The sequence below is a fragment of the Azospirillum sp. A29 genome, from assembly GCF_042604625.1.
GTDB classification, from domain to species: domain Bacteria; phylum Pseudomonadota; class Alphaproteobacteria; order Azospirillales; family Azospirillaceae; genus Azospirillum; species Azospirillum palustre.
Genome location: NZ_CP170468.1, coordinates 15700 through 27851 on the forward strand (window position 1 = coordinate 15700; position 12152 = coordinate 27851).

General features: G+C 67.4%; 10 protein-coding genes. 5 read left to right on the forward strand and 5 right to left on the reverse strand.

Annotated elements, in window-relative coordinates:
- On the forward strand, window positions 1-333 hold the full coding sequence (locus tag ABNQ38_RS33960) for a hypothetical protein (RefSeq protein WP_377811167.1): 333 nt from the start codon (window positions 1-3) through the stop codon (window positions 331-333).
- 2 nt (window positions 334-335) lie between these two features.
- Window positions 336-692 carry a hypothetical protein gene (locus tag ABNQ38_RS33965; RefSeq protein WP_377811168.1) on the forward strand — a complete coding sequence of 119 codons (357 nt, stop codon included), beginning with the start codon at window positions 336-338 and terminating at the stop codon, window positions 690-692.
- Window positions 693-1914: 1222 nt separating this feature from the next.
- On the opposite strand, the gene ABNQ38_RS33970 is transcribed toward ABNQ38_RS33965, so the two are convergent.
- The gene (locus tag ABNQ38_RS33970; RefSeq protein ID WP_377811169.1) at window positions 1915-2139 is read right to left on the reverse strand and encodes a hypothetical protein; all 225 of its coding nucleotides are present in this window, start codon (window positions 2137-2139) and stop codon (window positions 1915-1917) included.
- 154 nt (window positions 2140-2293) lie between these two features.
- Between ABNQ38_RS33970 and ABNQ38_RS33975 the strand changes: the two genes are divergently transcribed.
- Window positions 2294-3511 carry a hypothetical protein gene (locus ABNQ38_RS33975; RefSeq protein WP_377811170.1) on the forward strand — a complete coding sequence of 406 codons (1218 nt, stop codon included), beginning with the start codon at window positions 2294-2296 and terminating at the stop codon, window positions 3509-3511.
- 19 nt (window positions 3512-3530) lie between these two features.
- Here ABNQ38_RS33975 and ABNQ38_RS33980 read toward each other — a convergent pair whose 3' ends face one another.
- Complete coding sequence (locus tag ABNQ38_RS33980) at window positions 3531-4352, reverse strand: hypothetical protein (protein ID WP_377811171.1); 822 nt, start codon at window positions 4350-4352, stop codon at window positions 3531-3533.
- 1182 nt (window positions 4353-5534) lie between these two features.
- Between ABNQ38_RS33980 and ABNQ38_RS33985 the strand changes: the two genes are divergently transcribed.
- Complete coding sequence (locus ABNQ38_RS33985) at window positions 5535-7118, forward strand: hypothetical protein (protein ID WP_377811172.1); 1584 nt, start codon at window positions 5535-5537, stop codon at window positions 7116-7118.
- Window positions 7119-7290: 172 nt separating this feature from the next.
- Here the strand turns inward: ABNQ38_RS33985 and ABNQ38_RS33990 are convergent, their stop codons facing one another.
- A complete protein-coding gene (locus tag ABNQ38_RS33990) occupies window positions 7291-7464 on the reverse strand; it encodes a hypothetical protein (RefSeq protein WP_377811173.1) in 174 nt (57 codons plus the stop codon).
- Window positions 7465-7968: 504 nt separating this feature from the next.
- Between ABNQ38_RS33990 and ABNQ38_RS33995 the strand changes: the two genes are divergently transcribed.
- Window positions 7969-8871: a replication protein RepA gene (locus ABNQ38_RS33995; RefSeq protein ID WP_377811174.1), complete on the forward strand. Its 903-nt coding sequence runs from the start codon at window positions 7969-7971 to the stop codon at window positions 8869-8871.
- Between the two features lie 1761 nt (window positions 8872-10632).
- Here the strand turns inward: ABNQ38_RS33995 and ABNQ38_RS34000 are convergent.
- Window positions 10633-11445, reverse strand: a complete 813-nt coding sequence (locus ABNQ38_RS34000) for a PP2C family serine/threonine-protein phosphatase (RefSeq protein WP_377811137.1) — start codon at window positions 11443-11445, stop codon at window positions 10633-10635.
- A 2-nt stretch (window positions 11446-11447) separates the two neighbouring features.
- Window positions 11448-12152, reverse strand: coding sequence for a VWA domain-containing protein (locus ABNQ38_RS34005; RefSeq protein ID WP_377811138.1), 705 nt, complete (start codon window positions 12150-12152; stop codon window positions 11448-11450).

Genomic DNA, 12152 nt, shown 5'->3' on the forward strand with positions numbered 1-12152 from the left:
ATGAACATCACCTTGTCCAATCCACCGTCGCGGGCGCAGCGGCGCTTCCTGACGATCGAGGGCGTGCCGGCCTCGACGCCGGAGGAATCCCTCTACGCGCAGCATCCGTCGGGCACTCCGACGGGGGGGCCGGGCCAAGTGAAATGGCTGATCACCGACCCGACCCGGGACGCGCCGACCTCCCGCTGGCGTTCCTACCGCGAGACCTGCGTCAGGCTGGTGGAGCGCAACCCGGGCAATCCGCTGGCGGCGGCCTATTTGGAGGAGGCCGAGAGGGTCCTGACCTGGCGGGCGGCGCTGCCTGAGCACCTGCATTTCTGGCGTGAGGACTGATAATGAATACCAACGCCTTGACGCTATCGCTTCGGATGCAGCGGCGTTTGCTCAACATGCAGGGGATGCCGGCATCTTCGATGCTGGACTCGGTCTACGCACAGCATCCGCCGGGAACGCCGACCAAGCCGGTGACGGGGCCGGTCCCGTGGTTGCTGGACAATCCTGGGCGTGAAGCACCGACGGAGGATTGGCTTGTTTACCGCGCGAGCTGCGAGCAGCTCGTGGCCAGACACCCGAACAATCCGAGGGCGCAAGACTGCCTCGACGCGGCTCAGGAGGTCCTGACCTGGCGGGCGGCGTTGCCGGAGCAACTCCATTTCTGGCGTGAGGACAAGCGCGAACCGGGGACACGCTGACCAAGGGGGCCGAGCTGGAGATTTTCCGTTATCCTGACCTTCCTCGAACCGTTCTGCGAGGACGTCGGCACGCTCGCCAGCAGTAATCGCTTTCGGCGTGACCCGGTCGGGCGGGGGACGGCGTGCTGAAACTTTGTTGACGCGCGCACAGCGCTTTCCAGCGCCGCCCATGCCAGCAGTCAGGGCCGTTTCTTATTACGAAGCTTTTCGCCTCAACCTTCGCGAGGGACGCCTCCATGATGACGAAACCGCCCCCTTCACCGACCCCGGCCTTCAAGCCCGCGGGTCCGTCCAGTATGGGCTGGACCGAGACCTCGCCGGCTGGGTCGCAGAGGAGGTTGGAGCTTATCCAATTGGCGTCTGGGGTTCGGGAAGTGACGGCCGCGTTAACGCCGTCAGTGACCGGCCCGGCGAAGCAGCCGCCCTTCGGGCTGCTCTCGGGCAAACGTCCGGTATCTGGCGAAAGCTAGCTGGCCATCCCATGCGGAGACGCGCGCCTTTGCGCGCGCCGCATCAATGGTAAGGGCTAATAAGGAGAGGGACGCGTGAACGATCCGGCACTCAAGCGTCATCAACGGGCTTGCCTCACCCCACGGGGTGAGCCGGCCGCCTCTGTGGCGGAGTCGATCCTGGTACAGCACCCGCCATCCCTGCCGACTCCGCTTCCGCAGCCAAATCGTTATCTCTGCATCCTGACCCCAAGCAGCTGGTCCTCGACGGCAGAATGGTCCGCATGCCATGCGAGATGGCAGGCAAGAGCCGAAGCCGTCGACGAGGCCACCGACCCCGTGCCCGCTGCCATGGCGCACGCTGCACAGGCGGTCCTGGACTGGCGGGCGGCGCTGCCCGAACAGCTGCATTTCTGGCGTGAGGACACGCCTGCTGCGAGGAGCGCTGACCAGGGGTGCTGAGCTGGAGATTTTCCGTTATCCTGATCCTTCCCTCGAACCGCCCTGCGAGGAAGTAGGCACGCTTGCCGACCGTAAGCATCGTCCGGTGTGACCCGGTCGGGCGGGTGGCGGCGTGCTGAAACCCTGTTGACGCGCGCACAGCGCTTTTCAGCGCCGCTCATGCCGGCAGTCAGGACCGGAGACTGCGATGGACCGTCCTTTTTCCATCCCGCACTCCGTGTCGGCCTCAGGCGCCCAAAGGGTCGACCGTCACACTGCGGGGGCAGTCGCGGAGCGGCAGCCGGCGAGGCAAATGACGTCTCCCGTCCTGTTCAGTCCACCACAGCCAGAGCAATGGATGGCGGCAGGCCGCGTCGGACGAAGGCCGGTTCCTCGCGGTCCAGCCAAGTTGATGGAGCGCGGGCCCGCAGGATCTTGTGCCCCTCGGCAATGCACGCCAGCAGATAACCCTCGATCGATAGCCCGAGCTCGTCCGCAATGGCCTTCGCGCGTTCGAACGCAGGCCCCTCCTCGCGGAACCGCAGGGTCACACTCATCACCGCCTCCCTCCGACCTGGTCACGCAGAGCCCGTCAGCCAAACACCGAGCGATGCGCCCTGTCCAGCCTCGAAGGGGAGGCCAGGAGGCGCTTCGGGAGGAGGGACCGTCGGCATCCGGGAGGACGCGCTGCGAAGGGGGGAGGATTTCCCGATGACGACCGTCCTGACGCGCGCCGAACTCCATGCCCTGGTCTGGGAGCGGCCGATGACCAAACTGGCGGCCGAGTTCGGGCTGTCGAGCACGGCGCTCCAGACGCTCTGCAAAAAGCATGAGGTGCCGACCCCGCCCTGCGGCCACTGGATGAAGAAGGCCCACAACAAGCCGGTGCGCGTGATCCCGCTGCCGTCGCGGCCGTCCGATGGGACCGGTAGCGACCGCATCCTTATCCACCCGGGGCTGGGATTGGCTGTCAGTCCGGCCGCCGCCGCGGCACGCGAGGCGGTGAGGGCAGGAACGGAGCCCGCGACGGTTTCGGTTCCGGCGCCGCGCGACCGGCTGGTCGACGCCACTCTCGCCAAGTTGGCAAAGGCCAAGCCGGACGCCCAGGGCTTGGTGAGCGTCCGCGGCGCCGGCGTCATCCAGGTCACGGCCCGCCCAGTCTCGGTGGACCGGGTGGGCGTGGTGCTGGATGACCTCGCGCGCGCCGCCGCCAGCCGTGGCGTCGTCCTCGACGCCCGGGAGGGCTCCGCCCGTTTCGAGGTGGAGGGGGAGACGGTCACCGTCGAACTCGTGGAAGTCGCCGACAAGGTCGCGCACACCGCCACCCCGGCCGAGCTCCAGGCGCTCGCGGTCTGGGAGGCAAAGCAGGAGGCTGACCGGAAACGCTATGGCCATGCCTTCGGATGGGGACGGCCGCACATCCCGAAATGGGAGGAGTGTCATCAGGGCCGTCTCGCCGTGCGTTTGGAGGAGGTCCGCGTCCGTCGGGACAGTCCATGGGGACCGGCCATGCGCCGCACCTACGCCGACCACGGCCGGCGCAAACTCGAGGCGATGGCGGTGACGATCGTCGCCGAGGTCGTCGCCATGGCGGTCACCAAACGGGAGAACCGGGACGCCGACGAGCGGCGGCGCCGGGAGGCGGAAGAGCAGGCGCGCCGGCGGGCGGAGGCCGAGCGCCGTGCCGCGCTGGAAAGGCGGCGGAGCGCGGCGCTCGACGAACTGATCGTCGAACATGAGCGCATCCTTCAGCTTGAGCGGTATGTCATCGCCCTCGACGCGGCGCTTGCCGGGATGGAGATCCCGCCCCGGGTCGGCCGGTTCGTTTGTTGGGTGCGCGCCCGTCTTGATCGGCTGAAGGCCGAGATGGCACCCGCGGCCCTCGAGATGCGTCTCGAAAGCCGCGGCTTGTTTGCCGAAGACGAGTGAAGCGGTCAGAGCACCGGCCTCACATCTCGTACCCCCGGTTCCGATTGGTGTTGGCTTGCCGACGCCGTTGGACATCCTGCCGGAACAGCGCCTCCTCTTTTTGCCCCAGCGACTGCTTGCCAGAATCGATTATGCCCCGTGCGGCCATTTCCTGACGAACAACCGCCAAAGCCCGGACAATCTTTTGTTCGGCTGTCAGGCTCTCAGGGGCTAGGTTGAGGCGATCGCCCCAGATCCTCTTGATCCCCGCAACCTGCGTCAGCTCTTGCCGACGGATGTCCTCGTCGGTCACACTGAGCAGATGTTTCCGCAACCGCTTCAGGTCGCCATAGTCATCCGGCTCCAAGGTCAGCACTTGCAGCGGTGATTGTGCAGGAGGAAGGTTTGCGGGAGGGGGAGCCACCAGTTTCGCAGTTCGCGTCATCTCGGTGGCAGAAGGCTGAACAGGGCCATGGTCGCGGGTCACCGAACGCGGGGGCTCTGGCTGGGCGTCGCTCTCCCGGGGAGTGGGGTGAGCACGCGTTGAAGAAGCTTCCCGCACCTTCTCCAGATCCATGATCAGTTCGGCGCATTCGGACCCGGATCCCCCAAACGGGGAAAACCAGAACATACGGCGGAAGCGACGTTTCGTTTCCTTGCGAATTCCGGAAAGTGCGTCACTAAGGCGGTCGATGTTGTGTTCGAACATCTGACCACGCGTTGTCAGCAAGTGAACTTGTGCTGTTCCTTCATGATAATCCATCAGGCTATCCTCGTCGCAATTCTCCAGAATGACGAGGTTATATTTTCCGGATTTGGCTTCCTCTTCGGTAATCCGGATCAGATATCTGATTTTTTCCATCGCACTCCTCATTTATTAGCAAAAAGCGGGAAGCGCTTTCTTCTGAAAAAGGAAGAATCGGGAGTGACGACTAGGTCAACAGAATACAAGAGAATGGGGTATGAATTATTGACTTTTATTCTGTTCTGTGTTATGCCAGTTTCCCGGCAGTTCATTCAGGCATAACACAGACTGGCGCAGAGAGTTTTCTGTTCTCCTAGGCTTTCTTTCCGCTATTGAAGCTCCTTGGGCAGCCACGAGTGGAATTTTGGATAGTCCGTCCCCCGAGTCGCTCAGAGGGCCATAGTCTGGGGGAGCCACCCTGATGCAATGCAGGGAACGCCGATGCTCCTGCTGAATGCAAGGGGCTTCCGGTCGCTTCATTGTCTGGATGCTGGCCATGCGCCGACGCCGTCCGCCTCCTTCCGTCCGATCTGCCGAACTCCCTCTCGTGAGCGCTGCAAGGTGCGGATTGCCCAAGGGCCGACGGGCCGATGGCTGACATCTGTCTGAAAGCGGCACTGGCCTGGCGCGCAGTCTGGCTTGAGATCTTGCGCGTCGGAGTGGGCGATCGACCAAACCGTGGGACGGTCGCGCTCGTTCAAGAAGCTCTTGGTTCCGTCATGCGCACCTGGGCGGTGCCGCGCGGAACAGCCGCTCCAAAAGCGCCGGGGATCCCGCCGTTGACGAACGCACCGGCAGCGCCCAGCCGCGTCCCGGCTTTCTGCCCGTGCCACCATGCGGTCGGCCATCGGCCCGCCAAGACGCCGTGCGCGTCGACAGAATGCATCCCGGTCTGCTGGGCGGCGGTCCCCGCGCGGGACAGGCACCCGCGCCGCGGCGTCTGCGCGCGGGCGCGCCACCGGCGCGCGCCGGGACCAGCAAGGGCGCGCGCGGCAGCGCGCGTGCATCCGAGAGGCGCGCCGGGCGTGCCGCGCGATGACGTCTCGGATGTGGCCATACGCTGTGGCTGAGCCGTGAGACTGAGCCTCGTCCATGAAAGCTGCGCGCGTCAGCATCCGGCGCGCGCAGCTCCCGCCACAGCCGCGCGCACTATGGTCTTGGCTTCTGATCCCTCCTGGAATTGCATGCGATTTCGGTATAGCCTACCCCAACAGACAGTGATCCATGCCCAATTACTTTTTCATCAAAAAGGTATTTGGGCATGGATCACTGTCAAAACGGTCAAGGGTGGAGGAGCGCATGCCTGCGCGCGCCGAAGAGGACTGGGAAGTTGGCCGCTACCGCGAGGTCGCCGCGCGCGCGCCGAAAGCCTCCGGTCGTGTCGGCCGAGGCGGCCGGACCTTCCACGCGCGCGTCACCTCGATCACCCACGCCAATGGCGGCGCGCGGCGCGCGGCCGGCGGGCTCGACTATGACGCGCGTGTCGAGCGCCACCGCAGCCGCGCCGACGAGCTGGAGAGCGAAGGGGGGCAGGGGCGCGCCGAGATGCGCGCGGCACTCGACGCCTGCGCCGATGCGACCACGCGCAAGAACGGGGTGGTCGCCCGGCGCGTCATCGCCGAGCTTCCTTGCGAGATGGATGCCGCCGCGCGCCGCGCGGTGGCCGAGCGCATCGCCGCCTGGTTCGAGCAGGCCGGGCACCCTGCTCATTGGGCGGTGCACGCGCGCAACGGCAAGGGCGAGTATCAGCCCCACCTCCACATGACCGTCGCCGCGCGCCACTGCAGCCGGCGCGCCGATGGCGCCTGGGAGGCCGCGCCGGCCGGGCGTTCCGGGGTGAAGGGCGGCGGTGGCGCGCGTCCGGTCCTCGCCGGCCCGGCGGCGCTGCGCGCCTGGCGCCGCGAGGTGGTGGCTGCCGCCATCAACGCGGTGGCGGAGGAGCGCGGCATCCAGCTCGCCGCGGCGTGGCATGGCGGCCGCCTCGCCGAAACCGGCATCGATCGTCCGGCCAAGCGCCGACGGCCCGAGGTGGCGCTGCGCGCGCCCGACCGGGCACGCGCCAGCGACCATGGTCTCGGCTTGGCCAACCGGATGGCCGAGAGCGAGGCCGATGCGGTTCGCCAAGCCCGCGAGGCCCATGTCGCCGAGCAGCGGCGCTGCGCCGCCGGTGCGGCGGCGGCCGCGCGGCATGTCGCTCTGGCGATGGAGGTCGCGGCGGTCCGCGCCGGCCGCGGTAGGGTGTCGGCGGCCCGGATGAAGCCGATTCTCGATCAGCTCCTGGTGTGGAAGGACCGCGCGGAGCGGCTGCGCGCCACCATCGCCGAGGAGCGGGCGCGCACCAACGCGCCGCCGCCCAGTCCAAAGCAGCGCCAGACCGCCGCCGACCTGGCGACGCAGTTGGAGGTGGAGTTGCCGGACGGCTGGGACGTGACCGCCGGCGCCGCCGGCGCCGCGGTCCGGCTGCTGATGGCGCTGCGGCAGGCCCGGCGGGTGGCGCACGCCGACAAACAGGCCCGTGCCATGGCGGAACAGGAGCGTGACCGGGCGCGCCAGGAGGCCGCCGCGGTTTTGGCCCGCCCGCCCCTGGTGCGCGAGGTGGTACGGGAGGTCGAACGCACGGGCGTCGCCCTCGATGGGAAGCCGGCCACTCCGGACCAGCTCATTGCCCGGTTGCTGGACGATGAGGACACCATCCGCCGCCAGAAACGGGAGCTGGACGTCCTGCGGCAGCGGCCCGATCCGGCGGATCTGCAACAACTTGCCGGCCTGCTCCAGTATTTGAGGAAGACCCCCAACGGGAAAGGCGCATGGACCGCGGAGTGGGTGAAGAGCAGCGCCGAACAGCTCCTGGCATCGACGCGGTACCGCGGGATCGAGATGTGATCCTGCGGTGGTGGGGGTGCCGGAGCGGGGCGAGGTGATCTGCCGTTGGTTTGGCGACCATTGCGCCGGATCCGAGGCGCTTCACCGCTCTTTGGAGTACGAGGGGCGGTGACGTCCCCGCTTCACAGGCGTTGTTCCCGAAGTCTGCTTGGCGCGTTCACGTGGCCGCGGATCATCGCTCCAGCGCCGCGGCACGGGACACGATGGCCCGCACCGCCCGGAGGGCTGACGCGTTGTCCTGAATGCCGGCGAACAGCCGGCGCAGCTCGACGACCGCCGCCCACTCACCGGCTCTTCGATAGGCGGCCAGCACCGCGGCGGTCTCCGCCTCGGAGATGATGAACATGACGAAGCAGACGCCTTTCCAGTTGCGAGGGGCGGAGCGGGGGCGGCGACATCAACAGACGGATCTGTACCATGTCGCGGTGACGCCGGGGCTGCAGCCATTCGTGACCGTTGCTCATCGCGAGCTTGTCATCCATGTACCGACAGCGTTCCCGCCTCCCTCGAGGAGGGGCAAGCCATCAATCCGGAAGCGGTGGGCGTTCCGACGATGGCCACCACCGTCCATTCTCCGATTCGCCAGGCAAGGGTGGGAACAGCCACTCCAACGGCCTGCTCGCCGCTCTCCCGCTCCCCCGCTTATCCACAGGCTGGCGGCTTGTCCCGTGGGGTTGGGACACGGGTCCGTGGGGTTGGGACACGCGGAGCCGGGTTATCCCGTGGGGTTGGAACACAAAGCAACTAATAGAGAATCTACTATCTCCAACTGGCTTCGTGCCCCAACCCCACACTTGACGCAGAGTATCCGGAGGCGTCACCGTGTGTCGCCATGGGTGAATTACACGACGTGATCATCGCCGGCGGCCGGGAGGCTGCCCTTTCCAGCGCCGACGCCAACCTTGTTGACATCGCGGCAGGGGTTCTTGGCGATGAGCAGGGCACCCATGGCTACACATATTCGGGTTTGTGTTTGACCGCTCTCCCGCATCGCCGGATTCCCGACGATCAGGCGTGGGAACGTGTGGGACACAAGATGCGGCTGGTCGTGGAGCCTGGTCGGCTGCAGATCGGCGATCACCTCCGGCTGTTCGGTGTGCCCTATGGCGCCCGAGCCAGGATGATCCTGATCTATCTCATCACCCAGGCCGTCAGGACGAACAGCCGGGAGATCGCCCTCGGGCGGTCAATGCGGGCATGGCTGGAGGCCATGGGGGTATCGGTCGGCGGCGAGACAGCGAAGGCTTTCCGGGAGCAGGCGATGCGGATCGCCGCCTGCTCCATGAAGTTCTTCTGGGAGGCTGAAGGTGGTGCTGCCGGGTTCGATAAAGGCGGCGTTGTCCGCCGCGGCCTGATCTTCGATGACAACGACGACAGACCCCTGCCGCGCCTGTTCGACGAAGCCGTGATCCTCGACGAGGTGTTCTATCACACCGCCCGGCAGCATCCGGTCCCCCTGCTCGACGCCGCGGTCCGGCATCTGCGTGACCGCTCCATGTCCCTCGACATCTATGTTTGGCTCGCCTACCGGCTGCATGCCTTGGCCAAGCCGATGCCGGTGTCGTGGACCGCTCTCCATGCGCAGTTCGGCGGCGGCTTCAAGGAACCGAGATTTTTCCGCCGGCCCTTCCTCGAGGCTCTGACGGTGGCACTGGCAGCCTATCCCGATGCGCGGGTCGAGATCGCAAATAGCGGTGCTGGGGTGATCCTGCATCCGTCGCGACCACCGATTGGCAAGCTGCTGGACAGCTGATCCATTCTCCCAGCCAAGCTCTCCGTCAGGGTGAGACGCGGTGCCCGGCCAAGAGTGCGCACCTGCCTCAGGCTGACGCCCTCGGTCGTGCCTGCGCTGGGGCGTGTTGAGTCTGCGCGCACCTCTCCGTCATCATTGTAGGCGCGCGGTCGCTGAAGACTTGCGCGCTCGACAGGCAGAGGCGCGCACAGCGCGCGCCATGGTGCGCGCCGGCACTGCGCGCAGCGCGCGCGCACTCCGCGCCACCGGTGCGCGCGCGCCGCGCGCCAGCTCGGGATCGGAGCGCGCGCGGTCCGGCGCGCGCGTGTCCTAACCCCACAACAGGTCGCTGGCGCGCGCGCCATGGTGCGCGCCGGCACTGCGCGCAGCGCGCGCGCACTCCGCGCCACCGGTGCGCGCGCGCCGCGCGCCAGCTCGGGATCGGAGCGCGCGCGGTCCGGCGCGCGCGTGTCCTAACCCCACAACAGGTCGCTGGCGCGCGCGCCATGGTGCGCGCCGGCACTGCGCGCAGCGTGCGCGCGCTCCGCGCCACCGGTGCGCGCGCGCCGCGCGCCAGCTCGGGATCGGAGCGCGCGCGGTCCGGCGCGCGCGTGTCCTAACCCCACAACAGGTCGCTGGCGCGCGCGCCATGGTGCGCGCCGGCACTGCGCGCAGCGTGCGCGCACTCCGCGCCACCGGTGCGCGCGCGCCGCGCGCCAGCTCGGGATCGGAGCGCGCGCGGTCCGGCGCGCGCGTGTCCTAACCCCACAACAGGTCGCTGGCGCGCGCGCCATGGTGCGCGCCGGCACTGCGCGCAGCGTGCGCGCGCTCCGCGCCACCGGTGCGCGCGCGCCGCGCGCCAGCTCGGGATCGGAGCGCGCGCGGTCCGGCGCGCGCGTGTCCTAACCCCACAACAGGTCGCTGGCGCGCGCGCCATGGTGCGCGCCGGCGCGCGCGCTCCGCGCCACCGGTGCGCGCGCGCCGCGCGCCAGCTCGGGATCGGAGCGCGCGCGGTCCGGCGCGCGCGTGTCCTAACCCCACAACAGGTCGCTGGCGCGCGCGCCATGGTGCGCGCCGGCACTGCGCGCAGCGTGCGCGCACTCCGCGCCACCGGTGCGCGCGCGCCGCGCGCCAGCTCGGGATCGGAGCGCGCGCGGTCCGGCGCGCGCGTGTCCTAACCCCACAACAGGTCGCTGGCGCGCGCGCCATGGTGCGCGCCGGCACTGCGCGCAGCGTGCGCGCGCTCCGCGCCACCGGTGCGCGCGCGCCGCGCGCCAGCTCGGGATCGGAGCGCGCGCGGTCCGGCGCGCGCGTGTCCTAACCCCACAACAGGTCGCTGGCGCGCGCGCCATGGTGCGCGCCGGCACTGCGCGCAGCGTGCGCGCACTCCGCGCCATCGGTGCGCGCGCGCCGCGCGCCAGCTCGGGATCGGAGCGCGCGCGGTCCGGCGCGCGCGTGTCCTAACCCCACAACAGGTCGCTGGCGCGCGCGCCATGGTGCGCGCCGGCGCTGCGCGCAGCGCGCGCGCAGTCCGCGCCACCGGCGCGCGCGCCGCGCGCCAGCCGCTTCTTCGGGATCAAAGCGACCGCCGACTGCTCCTACGAGACCAAAGCTTGCAGTCATAGGCACGCGTGATGCAGCCCTACAAAGGGCCGCACGGACGCGCGTACTTCTTTACGAGGGGTTCATGCTGCCGACCCAGCATTGCTGGTTCACCTCGTTCCTGGCGGAGCCCAATATACCGCTGTTGGGCACTGTTCCTGCAGAGAGCGGCGCTGAAGGTTATGGCCCTACACCCGTGTGCACTGCTGATGCGCGAGGCGGCACATCCTTCACTGTGCCCATTCGAGGGCCGAGACAGACGACAGACAGTGTTGCATCGTCGGTGGTCCGTGGGGCGATGACCGAAGCCAAATTCTGTTCCAGCGCTTTGGTGAACCGTCGAGCGTCTAGGCTCCGTGACCAATCAAACATGGTACCGACGGCGCCGGCGAGCTTTCTGGTCGAACGCTGATACAGGCATTCTGCCGCACCGTCCGTCATCAGGGCAAATGCGGACCATGGCGCGCTGCCGCGGTAGACGCGAAAATGATCGTGTGCACTGGCATCGGTGACGAAGTAGGTCGAGTTCCCGAACTCTCCGTTTTCTGGCCGGCTGAGAACTTCAGGGCCCGTGCCAAAATCGGCAGCGATCACGCCATCCCCGACGTGGAACGCCAGCCAGTCCACCCCTTCAGCCGATTTGTGCGCGAGGACTGCCATCAAGGTGGAGGCGAGTTGACGAAGATCACAGCCGATTTCTGCCGCCCGCGCTGCCATGCGTTCCCGCACATGATCGAGAACATACCGATGGTCCGCCTGCGCCAGCACCGCGCGCGGATTCTTTTCCAATGCCTCGACCGCAGCCTTGACCGCGACCCGAGCACCATCGGCGGCATAGCGTGCGCTGCCGGCGCCATCCGCTACCGCGGTGACGAAGCCAGAACGCCTGATGCGCCGCAGTCTTGCCGCATCCTGACACGGCAATCCTCCGGCCTGATGGGCGCGGCCGATCTGCACGGCAAAGCCACCGCGTGGCACTAGGGTCGCCTTCATTGTTACAGTTCCGCCCAGCCCTTTATCCCCTCGACGTCCAGCTTCACTGTTTCACCGGGCGTCGAGCGCGAGGTCGCCGCCACACTCTTGGACAGCCACTCGAAGAATTCGGCGAACCGCAGTCCCTGGAGCCGCAGCGGTGGGCAGGTCGGGCTGAACATGGCCAGCGTGCCAAGCTCTGCCTCGGAACCGATGCCGATCGGGAAGATCGTCAACTTTTTCCTGTTGATGAGATCGACAACTTTTCTGGAAGCCTCGATGTGGGTTTTGTCCGTTGGCGCGCCATCAGTCATCAGCACCAGCCAGGGCTGGTAATAATCCACCCCCGTTTCCTTGTACTGCTGCTTACGTTGCTCCAGAAGATTGAGCGCGGCGTTCACCCCGCTTCCGATTGATGTGCCACCGCCATCATGGATATCGATGTGAGGAGTACCGCGCTCGACCGACCCGAAATCAACCTCGACCTTCGCCATTTCGGAAAAGCTGATGACGGCGACATCAGCGGAATACAGCGCGATCTCGTCGTCTGCGACAGCGTCGTAAAACGCCTTCACTCCGGCATTCAGCGCTTCGATCGCCGTCATCTGGTCGCCACGGTGCCGTTGGCTCATGGATGGACTGGCATCCAGTACTAGGCAAACGGGGACGCGGGCTGTGGGGTTCTCAATCAGCTCATGATGGCTGAGGATCAATTCGTTTTTGGACAT

What these genes read in the sequence shown, in the direction of transcription:
- ABNQ38_RS33975 (WP_377811170.1), top strand. Translation starts at nt 2,294, where the DNA reads ATGACGACCGTCCTGACGCGCGCCGAACTCCATGCCCTGGTCTGGGAG.
- ABNQ38_RS34005 (WP_377811138.1), bottom strand. Translation starts at nt 12,152, where the DNA reads ATGTCCAAAAACGAATTGATCCTCAGCCATCATGAGCTGATTGAGAAC.
- ABNQ38_RS33960 (WP_377811167.1), top strand. Translation starts at nt 1, where the DNA reads ATGAACATCACCTTGTCCAATCCACCGTCGCGGGCGCAGCGGCGCTTC.
- ABNQ38_RS33965 (WP_377811168.1), top strand. Translation starts at nt 336, where the DNA reads ATGAATACCAACGCCTTGACGCTATCGCTTCGGATGCAGCGGCGTTTG.
- ABNQ38_RS33990 (WP_377811173.1), bottom strand. Translation starts at nt 7,464, where the DNA reads ATGTTCATCATCTCCGAGGCGGAGACCGCCGCGGTGCTGGCCGCCTAT.
- ABNQ38_RS34000 (WP_377811137.1), bottom strand. Translation starts at nt 11,445, where the DNA reads ATGAAGGCGACCCTAGTGCCACGCGGTGGCTTTGCCGTGCAGATCGGC.
- ABNQ38_RS33985 (WP_377811172.1), top strand. Translation starts at nt 5,535, where the DNA reads ATGCCTGCGCGCGCCGAAGAGGACTGGGAAGTTGGCCGCTACCGCGAG.
- ABNQ38_RS33980 (WP_377811171.1), bottom strand. Translation starts at nt 4,352, where the DNA reads ATGGAAAAAATCAGATATCTGATCCGGATTACCGAAGAGGAAGCCAAA.
- ABNQ38_RS33970 (WP_377811169.1), bottom strand. Translation starts at nt 2,139, where the DNA reads ATGAGTGTGACCCTGCGGTTCCGCGAGGAGGGGCCTGCGTTCGAACGC.